The sequence below is a fragment of the Luxibacter massiliensis genome (genome assembly GCF_900604355.1).
GTDB classification, from domain to species: Bacteria; Bacillota; Clostridia; order Lachnospirales; family Lachnospiraceae; genus Luxibacter; species Luxibacter massiliensis.
Map to the genome: position 1 here is coordinate 2,047,806 of NZ_UWOE01000001.1, position 18,789 is coordinate 2,066,594.

The 18,789-nt window shown below is 46.4% G+C and carries 19 protein-coding genes and 2 pseudogenes; all 21 read right to left on the reverse strand.

Translation table 11 applies throughout. From position 1 onward, the window contains the following. Positions 1–5 precede the first annotated feature (5 nt). The 21 genes and pseudogenes from EFA47_RS09470 to EFA47_RS09575 all read right to left on the reverse strand — a co-directional run bounded on the left by EFA47_RS09470 (position 6) and on the right by EFA47_RS09575 (position 18,782). Positions 6–980 (reverse strand): aldo/keto reductase, encoded by a 975-nt coding sequence (locus EFA47_RS09470; protein WP_122643052.1) that lies wholly within the window; start codon positions 978–980, stop codon positions 6–8. A 12-nt stretch (positions 981–992) separates the two neighbouring features. Continuing rightward, complete coding sequence (locus EFA47_RS09475) at positions 993–2,066, reverse strand: zinc-dependent alcohol dehydrogenase (RefSeq protein ID WP_306438881.1); 1,074 nt, start codon at positions 2,064–2,066, stop codon at positions 993–995. Further along, on the reverse strand, positions 2,023–2,166 hold the full coding sequence (locus EFA47_RS19870) for a hypothetical protein (RefSeq protein WP_164689880.1): 144 nt from the start codon (positions 2,164–2,166) through the stop codon (positions 2,023–2,025). Before EFA47_RS19870 ends, EFA47_RS09475 begins: the two co-directional genes overlap by 44 nt. Then, positions 2,114–3,616, reverse strand: a complete 1,503-nt coding sequence (locus tag EFA47_RS09480; RefSeq protein ID WP_122643054.1) for an FGGY-family carbohydrate kinase — start codon at positions 3,614–3,616, stop codon at positions 2,114–2,116. Before EFA47_RS09480 ends, EFA47_RS19870 begins: the two co-directional genes overlap by 53 nt. 8 nt (positions 3,617–3,624) lie before the next feature. After that, positions 3,625–4,662 (reverse strand): 2-hydroxyacid dehydrogenase, encoded by a 1,038-nt coding sequence (locus EFA47_RS09485; RefSeq protein ID WP_122643055.1) that lies wholly within the window; start codon positions 4,660–4,662, stop codon positions 3,625–3,627. Next, positions 4,659–5,507 carry a class II fructose-bisphosphate aldolase gene (locus EFA47_RS09490; RefSeq protein WP_122643056.1) on the reverse strand — a complete coding sequence of 283 codons (849 nt, stop codon included), beginning with the start codon at positions 5,505–5,507 and terminating at the stop codon, positions 4,659–4,661. The genes EFA47_RS09485 and EFA47_RS09490 overlap by 4 nt, the downstream gene beginning before the upstream one ends. 24 nt (positions 5,508–5,531) lie before the next feature. After that, complete coding sequence (locus EFA47_RS09495; RefSeq protein ID WP_122643057.1) at positions 5,532–6,437, reverse strand: zinc-dependent alcohol dehydrogenase; 906 nt, start codon at positions 6,435–6,437, stop codon at positions 5,532–5,534. A 13-nt stretch (positions 6,438–6,450) separates the two neighbouring features. Continuing rightward, entirely contained in the window at positions 6,451–8,307 is a 1,857-nt protein-coding gene (locus tag EFA47_RS09500; protein WP_001820670.1) for a recombinase family protein, read from the reverse strand. Positions 8,308–8,361: 54 nt separating this feature from the next. Continuing rightward, on the reverse strand, positions 8,362–8,553 hold the full coding sequence (locus EFA47_RS09505; RefSeq protein ID WP_001820669.1) for a hypothetical protein: 192 nt from the start codon (positions 8,551–8,553) through the stop codon (positions 8,362–8,364). 71 nt (positions 8,554–8,624) lie between these two features. Then, positions 8,625–8,855, reverse strand: coding sequence for a YdbC family protein (locus EFA47_RS09510; protein ID WP_001206986.1), 231 nt, complete (start codon positions 8,853–8,855; stop codon positions 8,625–8,627). A gap of 45 nt (positions 8,856–8,900) precedes the next feature. Beyond that, positions 8,901–9,755: a ParB/RepB/Spo0J family partition protein gene (locus EFA47_RS09515; protein ID WP_000743700.1), complete on the reverse strand. Its 855-nt coding sequence runs from the start codon at positions 9,753–9,755 to the stop codon at positions 8,901–8,903. Positions 9,756–9,763: 8 nt separating this feature from the next. Further along, a complete protein-coding gene (gene mobV / locus EFA47_RS09520) occupies positions 9,764–10,729 on the reverse strand; it encodes a MobV family relaxase (RefSeq protein WP_001820668.1) in 966 nt (321 codons plus the stop codon). Between the two features lie 517 nt (positions 10,730–11,246). Then, positions 11,247–12,279 (reverse strand): annotated as a pseudogene (locus tag EFA47_RS09525) (AAA family ATPase). Between the two features lie 154 nt (positions 12,280–12,433). Beyond that, positions 12,434–12,908, reverse strand: a pseudogene (locus EFA47_RS09530) (RNA polymerase sigma factor). 83 nt (positions 12,909–12,991) lie between these two features. Beyond that, a complete protein-coding gene (locus EFA47_RS09535) occupies positions 12,992–13,417 on the reverse strand; it encodes an RNA polymerase sigma factor (protein WP_000323895.1) in 426 nt (141 codons plus the stop codon). Positions 13,418–13,511: 94 nt separating this feature from the next. Beyond that, positions 13,512–14,021, reverse strand: a complete 510-nt coding sequence (locus tag EFA47_RS09540) for a sigma-70 family RNA polymerase sigma factor (protein ID WP_105116765.1) — start codon at positions 14,019–14,021, stop codon at positions 13,512–13,514. Positions 14,022–14,511: 490 nt separating this feature from the next. Continuing rightward, positions 14,512–14,685 carry a cysteine-rich KTR domain-containing protein gene (locus tag EFA47_RS09555; RefSeq protein ID WP_002779755.1) on the reverse strand — a complete coding sequence of 58 codons (174 nt, stop codon included), beginning with the start codon at positions 14,683–14,685 and terminating at the stop codon, positions 14,512–14,514. Between the two features lie 51 nt (positions 14,686–14,736). Then, positions 14,737–16,656: a tetracycline resistance ribosomal protection protein Tet(O) gene (tet(O), locus tag EFA47_RS09560; protein WP_000691758.1), complete on the reverse strand. Its 1,920-nt coding sequence runs from the start codon at positions 16,654–16,656 to the stop codon at positions 14,737–14,739. A 366-nt stretch (positions 16,657–17,022) separates the two neighbouring features. Further along, a complete protein-coding gene (locus EFA47_RS09565) occupies positions 17,023–17,397 on the reverse strand; it encodes a TnpV protein (RefSeq protein ID WP_001129922.1) in 375 nt (124 codons plus the stop codon). After that, a complete protein-coding gene (locus tag EFA47_RS09570; protein ID WP_122643058.1) occupies positions 17,378–17,587 on the reverse strand; it encodes a hypothetical protein in 210 nt (69 codons plus the stop codon). The genes EFA47_RS09565 and EFA47_RS09570 overlap by 20 nt, the downstream gene beginning before the upstream one ends. Before the next feature lie 25 nt (positions 17,588–17,612). After that, positions 17,613–18,782, reverse strand: a complete 1,170-nt coding sequence (locus EFA47_RS09575) for an iron-containing alcohol dehydrogenase (RefSeq protein ID WP_122643059.1) — start codon at positions 18,780–18,782, stop codon at positions 17,613–17,615. Between the last annotated feature and the right edge of the window lie 7 nt (positions 18,783–18,789).

The window sequence follows — 18,789 nt, forward strand, 5'->3', positions numbered from 1 at the left end:
CCATTTCACCACTCAAACAGTCTCATGTCCTCATCAGTCAGCAGCATATCAGTATCTGCCAGTGTATCTTCCATCTGGGAAAGCCTGCTTGCACTAAAAAGTGCGGCAGCGGGCAGTTTATTCGAGTGAAAATATGCCAGATTAACCGTAGAGGGACTGACATTGTATTTCTCTGCCAGTGCCTGTACTGCACGGATATGTTTATTCGTAATATCTTTTTCAAAAAAATGTGTAAACCTTTCATCCTCCATCGCTTCTAAACTCCCTCCGGCCGCGGCTGCTTTCCTGAACAGGCCCTGGGCCTGGGAAGTAAAAGCGAAAACGGGCATTTTATTTGCCAGGTACCAGTCATAGGCTTCTTTTGTCATTTGTACTTCTGTATCATCGTGGGGCATCAGGCGGTACTTGGCCAGCGCCCAGCACATCTGGCTTCCGGAGAATGGTGTCAGCCCATTTTCCTCAGCAAATCTGTTTGCTTCCTCTATTCTCTTATGGGTCCAGTTAGAGGCTCCTAAGGCTCTCACCTTCCCTTCTTTTACGAAAGAATCCAGTACCGGCATTATCTCTGAGACCGGTTTATGTATATCGTCTCTGTGCAGCCAGTAGATATCCACATATTCTGTCTCCAGATCCTTAAGGCTGCCCTCTAAATCTTTCCGGATCTCTTTGGCATTGACTCTGGGACTATACATATTGTCCATGGGAGGATGGGCCCCCTTTGTAGAAAGTATTATCTGTCCCCTATTCCCCCTGGACTTCATCCAGGAACCAACCATCTCCTCGCTCAGTGCCCTGCCTGCCATATACCAGGAACCATATACTCTTGCAGTATCAATGGTATCCCCCCCTCTGTACACATAGTAATCCATAAACTGATAGGATGTCATTTTATCCAGAAGCCCGCCTGCCTCACCCGGGCCATATATAACGCCGCTGGCCTTTACTTTGTTATATTTATTCTCTAATATAATGTGCTTCAATTTGTTTCCCCCCTATCTGTCATAAAGACACACACCTTTGATATAATCCCTATCCCTCATTTTCCCCAGGGTATCCTGAAGGGTGTCCAGTGTACATGTGTGGGTAAATAGCTTTTCAAATGGATATTCCTGATACCGCTTTAGTAATTGAAATGCTTTGTCGTAAGTACCCGGCTGGTTTGCGGACATTCCCATGACCCGAAGGTGTTTCTTGCAGATCAGCGCCGCCGGATTACATGTAACTGTCTCTCCGTAATCTTCTGCATTTCCAATTTCTACCACTGTGCCCAGAGGTCTTACATAGTGCAGGGCATCCACAAATGCGGCCACCGTATTAGCACATTGGATCACAAGCCGGGGGCCTCCGCCTGCATATTCATTTAAGAGTTTCTTTCTCTCTTCCATATCGGTATACTTTGTAAAGTCAATGATATAATCTGCAGCTCCCAGTTCTCTTGCCTTATCTAGCTTATACTGAATCCCATCTATCATTGTCACAGAATTGACTCCCATAATTTTCAGGATCATGCCTGCCATAATCCCGATGGGCCCCGCCCCCACAATACATGCATCGGTACTTGTATTTAAGGCCTCTTCTTTCACCCCGCACTGGGTCTGCGCCAATTCTATCCCCCGCATGGCCACAGCCATGGGATCCAGTAATGCAGCCACTGATGATGGCATTTCGCGGGGCACCTTCCATACATAAGTTCCCGGAAATAAGATGCAGTACTCCCCATATCCTGCTTTAAAATGAGGGTAAATATCCGGGTTGGAGCTGTGCCATCCATCCGCCTCATGGCCCATAGGACTTACCGGGCCTCCATAAAAAAATGAAGTATCACATACTGTACAAGTTCCTCTTCCATACGTCAGGCAGTTTTTACAGTGTCCGCATGTCAGCCAGGGATAGACTGCCAGCCTGTCCCCCACCTTTACTTCCCCGTCATAACAAAGAATTTCTTTCTCTGCATCCTTCCCCATTTCCACGACCCTGCCCACAAATTCATGGCCCAGGGCCGTCTGATATGCAATAGGGTTGTTAAAAATATGCTGGTCTGAACCACATATGGCTGTCGCTTCTATCTTTAATCAGAATTTGTCCCTCCCCAGGTTCAGGAATTGGGTATTCTCTAATTTCCAGCTTTCTGACATCTGTCATCACAGCCATCAACGCTGTCTCCATCTGCTTTACCTCCTTTATACGCCGCATACTTTGCATGGTACAGGCACCTGTCAGATTCTTTTGGGTAAAACATTTGTTCCACCCGCACCATATGGTCCGCGGCTTCCTTTATTGTGCTGTAAATCCCCAGGGCATTCATGGCAATGACTGCCGCGCCCAGCGAAGAAATCTCTGTATTTTCAAGGACTGCCACGGGTTTGCCAAACACATCCGCCCTAAGCTGCGCCCACTTCCCCGCTTTTGCCGTGCCGCCTCCTAGGCACACTGTAGAAAACTCCCTATTCACAGACTTTTCACATATTTCCATAATTCCCCTGGCCTCAAATGTCAATGATTCAATTAATGCCCGGAAAAGTTTCCCTTTGTCTGTACCCAGTCCCAGTCCTGTAAATTTCCCCCTGTTCACCGCAAAATCAGGATAAAACATTTCACTGCCAGGCCGTGTAAAGTCAATCTCATCCCACATACTCTGATATGCCCTGGCACTAGTGCTCCCTACAATCTGTTTCATAAACCATTCTACCACGGCTCCTGATGTTGGAAACGCACCTAGACAAACGTGGGAATCCTCAACCGGGCCGCAGTATGTATGCATTGTTTTTTCCCTGACCACAATCTCAGTATCTGCCATGCCTTTGGCTATATATCCAAGGTGGTCCCAGGTACCTGTAATATCCACAAGTGTGCTTCTGTCCCGCCCATCCAGGCCCGCGCCCACCATGCCGCAGTCACAGTCATGGGCCCCGATAACTACGGGGATACTGTCTGCAAACTTAACTTTCCCAAAAGCTTTGATTTCCCCGGCTATCGTGCCGCTCTTAGCAGTCCGTCCCAGGCTTTCCTCTGAAATCCCAATATATGCTGTCAGCTCTTTGCTCCACGACTTTTTTCTCACATCAAAGAGCATTTTCCTACTCGCCATAGTCATGTCATTATAAGGTATAAGCCCCAGCTTATGGAGTATAAACTGCTGGTTTGTATAATAGTACTTTGTTTGTCTATATATATCTGGGGCATTCTCTTTTAACCAGAGAATCTTAGCGCCAGTATCATCACTGCTTGTAAGGCCCCCTGTTATCTGCCGGTATCTTGTCTCCCCAATCTGTCCGGAAAGCTCCCGCTGCTGCTGTTTCGCCCTCCCGTCGAAGGCCAGGATCAGGTTAGTCAGAGGTCTTTTATTTTGGTCCACAGCCATAATGCTGTCGCCAAAATAAGAAAAGCTAATACCTGAAATTTTATATCCCGGAGGGATATTTTCTGCTGCCAGCCCAACCCCTTCCTGGACTGCCTCCCACATTTCAAGCGGGTCTATCTCAGCATACCCCGGCCTCGGGATCTGTGTCCTGTACCCTCTGCTTACACAATACAGGACACGGCCCCTGCCTGGCTCTATTAAATTTATATGTACCTTTGATGTGCCAAAATCAGCCACCAATATAGCCTTTTCCATATTTTCTCCTACTGGTTCACCACTGCAGTCCACGTTCCTGTCTCTAAATATCTGTAAATATCTTTTGAGACAATCTCGTACGCAAGGTCAAATGCGTCACAGGATAAGCCTGCAATATGGGCTGTGAGCGTCACATTATCCAATGTCATAAAAGGATGGCCCTTCTGCAGCGGCTCCTCATAAAACACGTCCAGGGCTGCCCCCGCAATACTGCCGCTCTTCAAAGCGTCAATTAAAGCTTGTTCATCAATCAATCCTGCGCGTGCTGTATTAATTAAGAACGCTCCTTTCTTCATCTGCTGAAACTGTTCTTTTCCTATCATGCCTCTTGTCTGGTCTGTCAGGCGGAAATGTACGGAAATTACATCTGACTCCCTGCATAGCCTATCCAGGGATACTGGCCTGCATCCCTCCGCCCGTATGTCCTCCTCTGGGAGATAAGGCTCATATACCAGTACATTTGCCTCCATGCTCTGCATGGCCTTTGCCACCCGCCTTCCAATATTTCCATATCCAACTAACCCCACATTGTGGTTTTTTAGATTAAAGGAGAAGTCCTGGTTAGGATATTTATTTGTCCAGTTCCCCCTCCTGATAGATTCGTGGGAACGTGCAATATTCTTTGTCTCTGAAATAATCATGCCCACCGTATATTCTGATACCGGCACCGCCAGGCGTCCTGGTACATTTATGACCTTTATGCCCCGTTTTGAGCAAAAATCCAAATCTACATTTTCCACTCCGCTTCTAAGTATTATGACTGCCTCTAACTTCTTGGCTTTTTTCAGTGTCTCTGTGCTGACAGGACTTAATTGGGTAATCAACAGGTCTGCATCCTGGACTTCTTCCAGCAGCTTTGGGTTGGAAGCAACCGCATCAGGGCCTTTTGTCTCAAACAGCAAAAAAGTCTCCATAAATTGATCCTCTGTACAGTTTTCTATAAAAGGCAACACCACTGTCTTATACCCATACTTTTCCAGAAAGCTGAACTTTTCCATTTGCCCTTCCTGGTGCATATAATCTTTTAAAATAACTGCTTTTTTCATGATTCCTGGGCCTCCGTCTGGAATATTTTAATATGCCTTTTAATTTCCTGTATGCCTGTCTGTGTGGCCGCCTGTATAAGGGGCACCACATTTATACCAGGTCCAGCCTCATTTGCTTTTCTTCTGACTGCATCTGCCACTGCAATAGAGAGTCCTGTAAAAGCGTTTATCTTATTGATGCCTGACCGGATAGCCTGCCTGAAATCCTCTGTGGAAAGGCCCGAGCCTCCGTGGAGGACCAAAGGTATATCTACCAGCTTCCTGATCTCCTCTAGTCTGGGGAAATCCAATTTAGGTTCCCCTCTGTAGACTCCATGTACAGTGCCAATCCCCACTGCCAGGGCATCCACTCCTGTAAGCCGCACAAACTCCAGGGCTAACTGAGGATCTGTATAACTGCCTTCCTGGCCGCCCTCTATTGTACCTGCGCCGCTACCAATACATCCTAATTCCCCCTCCACATCTACTCCACAGGCATGTGCGGCTTCCACGACCTTCTTAGTCAAGGCCACATTTTCCTCGAAGGGCAGTGCCGACCCGTCAATCATCACAGAAGTGCATCCCCTCCTGATGGCCAGCATACATCTCTCAAAGCTTTCTCCATGGTCAAAATGCAGGCAAACCGGCACAGATGCCCTCTTAAGGCGCTGTGTGAGATATGGATAGAAGTTATCATAATCCGGCCCTTCAAAATCTCCCACCATAATGATAATAGGTGTATTTGTCTCCTGGGCAGCCTCTATGGCCGCCTCCGCAAATGTATGGTCTAAAACATCAAAGGCCCCTACAGCCGTATGTTTTTCTACACATCCTTTTAATATTGTCCTCAAATTTACTAATGGCATTTCTCCACCTTCCTATGCTATGTACTACTTCTCATTCAATATAACACTGACACGGTACATGCCAGGGACAGCTGCATGTTCATATGCTTCCTGCATAGTATTAAGGGTAAACCTTGGTTCTTCTATAATCCGTGACACATCGATTGTATAGTCGCTTAGAAGCTTCCCGGCGGCCATAAAGTCATTTACATCTGCCTCGAAAGTGCCGAGGAGCTCCAGCCTTCTGTAGTGGATCATATTAGAATCCACCTTTAACTCCGGCACCGGGTAGCCTGCAGCAAAAAGAAGGATCCGCCCGTCTGTATATTTCACCATATCAAGGGCCTGCTGGTTTGCAGCCGTATTTCCCACTGCTACAATCACACAGTCGGCTCCGGTACCATCTGTCATCTCCTTAATTTTCTCCGCCGGATCGGCCTCCCCTGGATTAACCACTTCAAATCCAAGGGATTTTGCTGTATTGATTTTCTTCTCCATCAATTCACTTACAATAACTCTTGCACCGTATGCCCGTGCCATCTGTGCATTCAGGATACCCATGGTTCCTGCTCCAATAACAACGACTGTCTCCATTGGCTGAACCCTTAACTTTTTAATGCCCCTCACGACAGTTGCCAATGGCTCTAAAAATGCGGCCGCAGACGGATCCATGTCTTTGTTCATTTTCACTAGGCTCCTTGCATTTCTCACACAATAGTCAGAAAATCCAAAGCCGCCAATGTACCCATCCTCTGTCCATCTCCCCTTCAGTTTCACACAATGTGCATAATCCCCCCTGCGGCAGGATTCACATTCGCCGCATCCATCATACGCCATGGCAACCATATCCCCAATTTCCAGGCCGCTGACTTTACTTCCCTTTGCAGCGACGATGCCAGATCCCTCATGCCCATTTGCATGGGGATATCCCTGATGCTCACGGAGTCCCAGCCACTGTCCATAGTCAGTCGGTCATTTTTTGCGGACAGTTCATACATGCTATCCTTTTCTGTTCTCTGCTCCTGCGTTTGCTCTCGTTTGATTTCTCCCTCCGTATCTTCTTGGCACAAGCAGGACAATACCTTGATGCACCAGAGCCCGGGACATATTCAACGCCGCACACCGTACAATTTTTAGCGGGCATTGCTGCCCACCGTTTTGTAGGTATGATATGTAATTCATCGACAAAGCCGATGAATTTATAGTAAATCTTGATTTCCTGCTTCACTGTTCCGTCTGCCATCTTCTCACGCTCCGAAACAAGTATCTTGTCTATGAGTGCGTTTATAACTGTTGCATCCAGTTCTTTTAAGCCTTGATAATTTCGGATAAGGGCGAGGAAGTCACGGATTCCCCGTGATTTCTCGTAGCTTTCATTAAGAGTTTCCGTCACCTCTTTCAGCCTTGCTTCAATTTCAAGCTGCTCTTTCTGGTATTTCCCCGACATCATCTCAAAATTCCGCTCGGTAATACGCTCCATGACCTTATCCTCGTAGAGAGAGGAAAACAGCCTGTCCAGTTCCGCAAGGCGTTTGTTCAGCTTCTTACGTTCTTTCTCTAATGCTTTCGCCCTGCTCTGGTCTGTTTCCGTGAGCCGCTTTTCTATGGCCCTGACCGCCTTTTCATCATTCACTGCCATATCCGCAAAACAGTTGATGTCGGCAAGAACGGCATTGAATAAATCCCTTGCTTCTATATTGTGGGCACTACACTCGCTTCTTCCGTTTCTTGCATAATTATTACATGAATACTGTACACAGTCGATAATCTCTGGGCGTTTCCTCCTGTGTACGTTCATTGCCCGCAGAGCACATCCGCAGTCCACACACTTGATAACGCCTGCAAAAATATTTACAAATCCTCCCTTGTTCTGTGGAAGCCTACGACTTGTAATAAGCTGTTGGACAATATCAAATTCCTCCTGCGTGACTATTCCCTCATGGGTATTGGGTATCACTTCCCATTCTTCGGGCAGCTTAGAGGGGCGTTTCTTGCTTTTCATATTGGCGGCAATCCGTTTGTAGCCTACAAGATTTCCCGCATATATCGGGCTTCTTAAAATGCTCCTCACGCTGTTCCCACTCCAAATATAGCGTTTGTCCTCGTTCCCCTCAAAATGACGTTCAAAGCCTGTTTCGCCACGCTCCGCCGCATAAGCGGCAGGGCGTAGGATATGCTGTTTATTAAGATGTCTGCAAATTTTGGCAACTCCATTCCCTTTTAATGCAAGGTCGAATATCTCTTTTACAACATGTGCCACTTTATCATCTATCAGCAGATGGTTGTGGTCGGCAGGGTCTTTGATATAGCCATAAGGGGCGGTAGTTCCCATGAATTTCCCCTGTTGAAACCTCGCCCGATATGCCGATTTTATCTTAACAGATATGTCAGCGGCATACATTTCGTTTAAAATGTTGCGGAAAGGCGTGATGTCCATAGCAGATTTATTCAAGGTATCTACGCCGTCATTGACCGCTATATACCTCACGTTATGCTCTGGGAAGAAAACTTCCAGATATAACCCACAATCAAGATAGTTTCTCCCCAGACGGGATAAATCTTTCGTAATCACGCAGTTTATCAGACCGCTTTCAATGTCTTTTATCATATTCTGGAAACTTGGTCTTTGGAAATTTGTACCAGAATAACCATCGTCCACATACGTTTTTGCTATGTGCCATCCCTGCTTTTTCACATAATCCGTGAGGATGGATTTCTGTGTCGCAATGCTCGCACTCTCGTTATCCGTACCATCGTCTTTAGATAAGCGGCAATAAATGCCGACTAAATAGATTTTCTTTTCTTCTTTGATTCCTGCCATACTGTAAAACCTCCGTATCTGTCCTATCTGTTTTCATGTCCCATTGCGTACATTCTAAGCGGACAGCCCCTCATTGTCGAAGGTGTCGCCCTCGGCAATCTTCTTCCGAATATCCTCGGAGATAATCGGGACAAACGCTTCTGTAACGGTCTGTGTGCCGACATATTCACGGCTGATTATCATCTGCACTGGTGCTTTTGGCACGATACGCTTTCTCTTTTTATCTGCTTTCTTATCCTCGCCCATACTTAAATCTTCCTTTCCAGACAGGGCAGGGAAGAGTTTGGAAATGTCCCCGCCCTGCCAATCAGATACCATTAATCCTCGCTGTTTAATTCTTTCTGTAATGCTTTAAGGAGTGCCGCCGCTTCATCAGCGTTCAGCGTGATTCCCTTGCCGCACTTTTCACGGTTCGGGGAAAAGCTGCGGATGTCATACTTCGGCTCTTTCCCATTCCATGAAATGAGATTGATTTCCTTTGTGTAGCCACTGTCGCCCGTAGACAATACTGCGATTTCCTTTACGATTTCATACTGGATTTCTCTCATTCTCCATACCTCAACTCTCTGTATTTACTTCCCGAAAAAAGAAGATTAGCGGCTGTCACGGTTGCGTTTCCTCTGCAACTCACGCTCCAAAAGTTTGATGATGGTTTCCTCCATCTGCTTCGGCGTTGTGTTCTTCGGAAAGTATTTTTTCAGCTTGCTTGTGTTGATTTTCAAGGTTTCTTTCTGGTTGCCCTTTTCCTCCGTCATAATCGCAAATATCGTATCCATGTCAAGCCGCCCGCTCTGGCTTAACTGTTTCATCCGCTGTGCCTGTGAGAGTGAGGGCGTTGCTTCTTCGCTCTCCATCGTGGCAAAGAGGTTTTCCTGCTCGTCTTTCTTCAAGAAGGACAGTTCCACCGCAGGCGTGAGGGCGATTTTCCCCTCGTCCACCATCTGCAAAATCGGCGGTATCAGTTCCGTCAGGCGGATAAAACGCTGCACGGTCATCCTGCCCACGCCGAAGCCCTGTGCCACCTTGTCGTCCGTCCGCAACTTCGTCACAACTTGTGACGAGGTTAAGTCTGTGCGGAAACCCTGCCGCTTCATGGCTTCGGATTTCATCTTGTAAGCAAACGCCCGCTCCGATGGCAGGATATTCTCACGCTGCAAATTGCTGTCTACAAGGGTGATGATGGCTCGGTCACGGTCTAAGGGCAGGACAAACGCAGGCACGGTATTTATCCCTGCAAGTTCAGAAGCACGGACACGCCGCTGTCCTGCAATCACTTCATAACCGTCCCCGTCCTCTTTCGGGCGTGTGATTATCGGCGTGACAATGCCAAATTCCTTGATGCTTTCCGCTAACTCTGACAGTGTTTCATCTTCTGCCACATGAAACGGATTGTCGGGGAACGGGTACAAGTCTTTGGTCTTTAACACCTTAAAATCCTGTTTCTTCATTCACATATCTACCTTTCTTTCGCTCTGCTTCTATGATTTTTCTGCAATTCTTCCAACACTTCGGGCGGTATTTTTGACAGCAGCCGCCCCATCTGCTCGTTGGTTCTCTGCAATTCAAATATCTTCTGATTCGCTTTCTGCACCTTTAGTTCCTGCTCGTACTTTTCATCACGCATACGCCCCGCATAGTCTGATTCCTGCCCAATTCTCTCTTTCAAACTGTCGATATACGCCTGCTGTTTCCCGATTTCCTTAGAGAATTTCTCCACGTCTGGCAGCCATGCAGAGAGTAAATCTAACGCTTTATCCCTTTTCTTCCCTGCGTTAAAGGCGTTGATGTCGGATAGGGCAGACACGATTTCTTCATACTGTTTATCAAGCCTGCCGCCTAATTTATAGAGCCATGTGGGGACGTGTTTCCGCTTGGTTTCCATTGAGGACTGCCCCCGTTCAAGCTGATTCCACCGTGAGGACATCCGCTCATGGTAGGCGGTCTGCCACTCGGATAATGATTTCTGGTTGCCTAAGATAGCTTTCGCTGACAGCTTATTGTCTGGCGTAATCGGCACAAAGCAGAGGTGCATATGGGGCGTTCTCTCGTCCATATGGACGACAGCGGAGAGGATATTCTGCTTTCCAACACGCTCCGAAATGAAGTCAAGAGCCGTCTGGAAATACGCTTTTTGTTCTTCGGGCGGTAACTGGTTCATAAATTCTGGTGAAGCTGTGATGAGCGTTTCCACCATCATCACGCTGTCTTTCCTTGTCCTGCACCCCGCTTCGGCTACCATGCGGTTAATCTCTTTCTTGTAGGTGTACTTTGGTGGTGCTATGAGATGGTAATTGTTTTTAGAGCGTTCCATATCTATATCTGGGTTGCTTTTGTAGGCTTCTTTCTTCCGCTCGTTGTGGCGTTCACAAGCCGCAACGCCGCCCGCTTTTCGTTTCTGGAAACGCAGGATTGCATAAGGCATAGGCGGATTCCTCCTTTCTTTCGGCGGGTGACCGTCCTTTGGGGTGACAGCGGTGACGGTGGTGACAGCAGTTTTGGGATACCCCCTGCCGACTGCCGCAACTGTCACCCTCACCCCCTGCATGACGGTCATGTCGATGATGACGGTGTTTTTGGGATACCCCCCTCGCAAGAGCCGTCACCGTCATGCCGCCATTCTTTTATCCGAAGCCGTAAGGCGTAGGATAGCAGGGCACAGCCCTGCCTTAAGGGAGTCCAGAGGGAACGTCTGGCACACGACTTTGCAGGGCAAAGTGTAGTGTGTTACACCCTGTAAACGCAGTCGGAAAAATCGGAATGATTTTTCTGACCGCAGGGGTGGTTTTACACGACCGAAAAGGGCGAGTAAATCTCACGCCTGCATTTTGCGTTTACGGGGTGTTCTCCCGTAGGGATGACAGCGGCAGGGTATCCTAAAATCACTGTCACCACCGTCACTGCTGTCACCCGCAGGGCAGAGCCGCCAGCTTTACATGGCTTTAAGCGTCAATGACAGTAACAGGGGGGTATCCTAATATCGCTGTCACCACCATCACCGCTGTCACCCGCCCTCCTTGCAAGGGCAATCCGCCTGCCGTCTTTCCTGCGGCTGTACTGGTAGCAGATACGGTTCTCGCTTAAAAATGTGGTGCGGTATTCATTCAGCCATTTCGTAATCACCGTGGGTATGGTTTCCGTTTCCCCCATAGCGGCTAACAGTTCCGTTGCCGTGCCTATCCATTCTTCCTTATCCCTCATAAAATCCACCAACCGAAAAAGGACATCTGGTATCGTTTCTTTCGCAAGCTGCTCCTGCGTTTTCCGCTCCACAAGCTCCCAACGGCAATCACGGAAACGCAGCGTGTATTCCTGATAAGGCGTGTCCCTGCCCGTCACATACAGCTTGGCGGTGTCAGACGCACGTTTCTCCTTTTCCAGAACAAAGGTAGCGTCCGCACTCCCCGTTAATCCTGTCGTCCCAGACACCTTGTTGAACACGTCGCTGTCATTCTGCTTTCGGATGTGGTGTACGACAATGACCGCCAGAGAGTGCCTGTCGGCAAAGTCTTTGATGAGGGAGATGTCCCCATAGTCGCTTGCATAGGCATTGTCTTTTGAAGCTGTACGGACTTTCTGCAAGGTATCAATGACAATGAGCCTGCTGTCTGGGTAATCTTTCAGATAATCTTCAAGCTGCACGATAAGACCGTCTGACAGCTTGCAGCTTGCCACGGCAAAGTGGAGCCGCCCGCTTGCTTCGTCCGTCAAACGAAATAACCTGTCCTGTATGCGGCAGAACGTGTCCTCAAGGCAGAGGTAAAGCACATCGCCCTCCATTGTCGGCATATCCCATAAAGGGATTCCCTGCGACACGCATAAGCATAGCTTCAGCATGAGCCAGCTTTTGCCTATCTTCTGTGAGCCGCAGAACAGCGATAAGCCTGTCGGGATAAGGCTGTCCACCACAAAGGATGGTTTCTCAAGCGGTTCATAAAGGAGCGTTTCGGCGTTGACTGTCTGTAACTTCTGCATGGCTTTCCTCCTTTCGGGCGGTGTCTTTGTTTTCGTTGCACATAGGCGTTGACCTCCTTAAAAATAGATTTACTCCCACGGAAAAAAGTGAGAGTATGTAATGCCGCCAATCCCACACAAATAAAAAACAGATTTCTTTTTCGGGCGGTGTCGGTCACGGTTGGAGATATTTCTTCAATTTCCGCCTTTACTTTCTCCTTTGCAATCGCAACAGATTTCTGTATTGCCGAAGCGGTGCAATGCTCCATAGCGGCGATTTGGTAAAAATTGAACTCATACTCGTAGTAGAGCAGGAAACGCCGCCTTTGTATCTCTGGAAGGCTCCCAACCGCCTTATAGAGCGTTTCATTCCGTTCTTCCTCAACCATGCGTTCATCAAGGCTCTTAGGCACACGCAACGCCCGTCTGTAAAGGGTTTCGTCCCATACCTCGTTAAACTCCCTGTGCCGCTCGTCCCATTAGAAAAGATTCCTGTTCCTGCGCTCCATCTGCCGAAACTCCATAAAGAACTGTTCCGACACTTCCAACTCGTGGGATTTGCCCTGCCCGTCCTTAAAGCTGATAAAATACCTTGTGCCGCTTTCCGTGGATTCCTCCCGAAGCGTGTATGCCTTAACCCTGTATGCCATCCTGTTGTCCTCCTGCAAAAAATGAGTGAGGGGATTTCCATCCCTCACCCAGTAGCCCGCAGGATGGCAGGCTGTTTTAGAAGCTATAAAATTTTCCGCAGCTTCTTCCGCAGATGGTCTAACCTCGCATAGATGGCACCAGTCGTCAAATGCACAAGCGGGGCAATCTCCTTTGTGGAATACCCCTGCATTTTCAGCAGGACGATTTTCAAGGTACGCCCGTCCACCGTGACTAATACTTGATAGAGATTTTCGCTCTCAATCTCTTCCAGTAACTCCGCAACCGTACCCACTTCCGCCTGCCGCTCCCTGCCTGCCATGTCCTCAAGATATTCCGCAACGTCATTCGTCCATCGGTAAAACCGCCTGTTGGAATTGAAGTCTGCCCTGTCCGCCATGCGTATCTGCTCAATGGTCGCTTCATCAACGCCGCACTCACGCAGCAGCTTTTCCTCCGCTTCTTTCCAGATACGCCATTTCCTGTCCTCCCGTCCGTGGTTGTATGCCATTCTTACTTCCTCCAATCAGAATTGATTGAGAGGGCAGAGAAAAGCCCCCTCATCTTCCCAAAGGAAAAAACAAGGGGGCTGAACGCCTTAAATTTTAATTTTCTATTATCTTTCTTAGTTTTATTAGGATTCTGGCTTTGCGTTTGTTTACAACGCTCTGGGTTATGCCCAACCTCGCCCCGACTTCACGCTCGGAAAGTCCGTCAAAAAAGATTGCCTGTATCAGCTCCTGTTCACTATCCGACAGCAAAGGCAGGGCGGCTTTCAGCCTGTCCACCATGACCGCATTGACAACGGTTTCTGCAATGTCCACCGCTTCATCAGTGATAAAGTCCAGAGGATTCCCCTCGCTGTCCGTAAATCCGTCGAGAGATAGCAGTCTATTCTTTGTATCTAATTTTTGCAGATAACGCCACCGTTCCTTGTCACGGTAGAAGTCTGTGTATTGCTCCCTCACGACTTCAAGCAGACAGCCTTGAATGGGGATAAACAGCTTGTCCATATAGGTCTGGTCGGATTCCCTGCAACGGCAGAACTCCGTGTAGGATAATTCCACATAGCCGCCACTTTCTCTGATATATACCTTTCTTGGTGCATATTTCACCATAAATACCTCCCATCTGAATTTTTGAAATGTAAAAAATCCAGATGGAGAGGCGGAGAACGACACCGCATATCAGAAACAGCCCTACGGCACTTTCCAACAAAAATCGACAAAAGAAAAACCGCAAAGGCTCTGTGACCTTTACGGTTATAGGAAATAGTAATTCTATTGTATGGAGATTGTACTTCTACTTTCAAGGTGAGAAGTACCGTTGCACTGGCAGAAATTTTTTTAACTGGTTTCCTGCCGTTCTCTGATATGCTATGTATTGATAAATTTTGCTTCGTATGAGCAGATAGATAACTGCCCGAAAAAAGGACATAAAAAAATCCCTCCAAATTTAAAAACAAATTCAGAGGGTAATTTAGGGTATAACAAAATAACCCACCCGAATATCGTTTTTTTTATTTGGTGAGTTTGTTCTTTCAAATACGAAACAAAAAGAGCCGATGATTCGTGAATTGTTCCACAATTTCATCGGCTCTGCGTCTTAAGCGTCTGGCTCTTTGATGACAGTTATCTTCAAGTTGTCAACTTTAATCAATCTTTCTTGTCTGCATTTTGGACAATAAAGGGGATAATTCTCCAAAACAGTGTCCTTCCTAATTTTATTACGGGTTTTGCTCCCACAAACAGGACACAATATCCATTCGCATTTCATCATAATTAGTCTCTAATCCTTTCAAATCTCATTTTATATGACTTTTGCAAGCTGTTAAGCTAACTTGTGGAACATATGCCGAACCTTATCTATACGGCTATTCGGGCGGCGGGGTTGGCAAATAAATTTACCAATAGCTGGCTGGTATCCTTTTAACTCTGTCAAGCAGACTCCCTGCCCATTTGTGAAATAAGTTAAATCGTTCCTGTATTCTTGAATACATCTAGCAGGGATTTCTCCTTTCAGAATGACCTCGTCATTCTTTATCTGAGTACTTACAATATCTGCACAATACCTTGGAGCATCATGATACGCCCGTGAGAGATATTCCTGCGGTGCATAAATTTCAAAGTGGAGATATGGCTCTAATAGTTCTGTCCCTGCTTTTTTTAAAGCCTGCTCCAATACGATAGGGGAAAGCAGCCGAAAGTCTGCGGGGGTACTTACAGGACTATAATACAATCCATATTCAAAACAGATTTTACAGTCTGTCACTTTCCATCCATACAGCCCCTGCTCGCAGCCATAAAGAACCCCCTCCATAACCGCATTTTGGAACGATTGATTTAAATATCCAAGTGAAACTCTGCTTTCATACTGCACTCCGCTTCCAATAGGGAGCGGCTCTATGGACAACCCGACAGAAGCCCAGAAAGGATTTGGCGGGACTTCTATGTGGATGGTATATTCTGCTTTTCTAAGCGGTCTTTCCATATATATAACAGTAGGCTCTTTTATTTCTGCCTCCACATGATATTTTTCCTCAAGGATGGCACAAATGACTTCCATCTGCACATTCCCCAAAAAAGAAAGTATAATCTCATGCGTTGTAGTATCCACATAATATTTTAAAAGAGGGTCGCCATCTGAAATTTCTGTAAGTGCCCCAAGCAATATTTCCCGCTGTTCAGATTTCTTTACTGCAATCGTTGTTTGGAGCATAGGGAGAGGATTTTCAATAAATTTTCTCTGCGGCAACAGTATTTCGTTCCCCAAAATACTGTTTAGCTGCAAAACATCATTTGGTAAAATTACAATATCACCAGAGCAGGCTGTATCGGATGAATATAATTCACCGTTTGTCGGAACACACATCTCTGTGATTTTTATTTTCTCTTTTTCAGATATTCTAATAACATCCCTCAAATGCAATGTTCCGCTATATATACGCACATAAACAAAACGCCGCCTTTTCTCTGAATATTCAATCTTAAAAACCTGCCCGCATAGTTCAGATTGACCTTCAGGCGTTGATGAATAAAATTTACTGGCAATTACTTCTATAAGCTGCCGAATCCCCAGATTGTTTTTAGCGCTTCCGTGATAAACGGGAAATAACGTTCCGTTTTGGAATCTCCTGTTTTCTTCCTGTTCCAGTTCTGACATTTTAAACGGTTTCCCTGACATATATTTCTCTAATAGTTCATCGTTTCCCATAATTACCGCATCCCACTGTTCCATATCGTCATTGTCCGTTACATTTATATGGGGATGCTGCCCAACCTTTTGCTTCACTATAATTTCCGAAGAAAGCTTTGCTTTCATTTCCCGATATACCATTGGCAAATCAATCCCCTCTTGGTCAATTTTATTGATGAAAAAAATTGTCGGAATCTTCATTATCTGTAGTGCATGAAACAGTATACGGGTCTGTGCCTGTATGCCATCCTTTGCAGAAACTAATAATACTGCTCCGTCTAATACGGATAAAGAACGGTATACTTCCGCCAAAAAATCCATATGGCCTGGCGTATCTATAATGTTGACTTTTACATCCTCCCACTGAAAAGATGTCACTGCTGTCTGGATAGTGATTCCCCTTTGACGCTCCAAATTCATTGTATCTGTCCTTGTTGTGCCTTCATCTACGCTCCCTAGTTCTGCAATTGCACCACTGGTATACAATAAACTTTCCGTTAATGTTGTCTTTCCTGCGTCAACGTGAGCCAGAATGCCTAAGTTAATTATTTTCATGTGATTTTCCTCCTATCAACACCCAAAAAAGGGCATAAAAATACCCAGTGATAAATACTCCTATCACTGGGTAAATAACTCCAATAGCCCCAAAACACTTATATGTTTTCGGGCATATAAAATTACATGATAAAAGTATTCTTAAACTGGGTACAAAAAACTAAGCCCCATATTAAAAGTGAAACGGGACTGCTACTTTTTGTTCCCACTATCAAATTGACAGTTTATTTAAGAATACCTTGCCGCATATTTATTAACTCCTTGTATAATACTGAATCTAATTATATTCCTTAACCCTTTATTTGTCAAGCTGACAAACTAAAGCAGAAAAAGCGGCAGGATTTCCCCCTGCCACTAATCATCTGTTTATGCAAAAATAATTTCCTTTTCCACAATCTCCCTCGCACAAGCCCTTATGTTATTGAGGCATCCTGTCCATTCTAAGGCGTTTTCTGCCTTTAGCTGTTCCGTTATGCCCTGTGCCTGTTTCATACCCTCTATGAGCCTTTCAAAGCGTTCCTGTGCCTGTCTGTTGATGTCGGCAAGGTAGGCGTTTAGCCTGCCGCTTGTAAGAAGATTGGTGTATGTAACTTTACGGTACTGTTTTAGATAATCTAAATGCCGTTGCCCCCAGATGCCTATTGCCTGTTCTTCTTCGGCGGGTACAGTTAAGCACGGTATCAAATAATCCCCTTGCCTTTCGTATTTGCCGCCCAGTTCCTCAAATAATGATTTTGCCATTGTCTGTTACCTCCACATTCTTTTTTATTTTGAATGTCCGCAAAATCCGTCCTACATCTGTAGTACAGATATTGCAGGCAAGCTGCTTTACCAGTACCTGATCCTCCTTCATCTCTTCTAGTGGGCGTTCCCTTATCTCGGAAACCCCTTTCTTTACCAGGCATGAGAATCTCATTTTTGTTTTTTCCATTGTTTCTACCTTCCTTACTGTTTTGTTATAATGCTCCTCTATAAATATTGATACAGTCCTGCTTATATAGTTTTTTTATTCCCCCTGCCGCCACTGTGTCGTTGAGCGTACAATGCCCAGCCATTTCCTCAATCTTATCCGGGGGGATTCCTGCATCCTCAAAGCGCACCGGAAGTCCCAGGCCCCTGCAGAATTCTTTCATCCTTTTGATCCCCTCCAACGCCATCCATTCGTTATCCTCACTCTTCTCTACATTCCACACACGCTCTGCAAACTGAGCAAATTTTTGGGGGCAAAGCTTATATACATAATGCATCCACGCCGGAAATATGATCGACAATGTAGCTCCATGGTTTATATCATAGAAAGCGCTCAGCGCATGCCCCAGCTCATGGCTTCCCCAATCCTCCTTACGCCCTACTCCCAGAAGTCCGCTGTGGGCCATGGATCCGGCCCACATAATCTCGGCCCTGGCCTCGTAGTTCTGGGGTTCTTTCATAACTACAGGTATGTTCTTCACCATGGCCCTCAAAACTCCCTCGCACAATTCGTCTGTCACATCACAATGTTTAGTTTTTGTAAAATATCTTTCCATCACATGGGCCATAATGTCAAACCCCCCTGCCGCTGTCTGGAATGGAGGCAGTGTATACGTGAGTTCTGGATTCATAACAGCAAATGCCGGGCGCATAAACTCCCTGCCGTAGCCGCGTTTACTGTGTGTCTCCTGATTCATAATTACAGATCCGTCGCTGGACTCACTCCCTGATGCTGGAATTGTCAGCACAACACCCACCGGGGTCATTTTACTGGCGTCTCCTGTTCCTTCATATAAATCCCATACATCCCCATCATAATTCATGCCAACCCCCGTTGCCTTTGCTGTATCAATCACACTTCCGCCGCCAATGGCAAGCAGGAAATCGACCCCTTCATCTCTGGCCTGTGTAATACATTTTCTAACTAGGTCCACTCGTGGATTCGGGCGGACGCCGTCTATCTCAACCCAGGAAATCCCCGCGTTAGTTATGGAATCTGCTATCCGTCCGAATAATCCGGTTTCCTTTACAAAATCCCCGTAATGAATAATCATAATTTTAGTCGCGCCATGGCTTTTACAAATTTCCCCGACACGTTTATCCTCATCTTTACCAAAATAAAATTTTGTCGGCAGTATGAATTCAAAATTGTCCACAGTACTT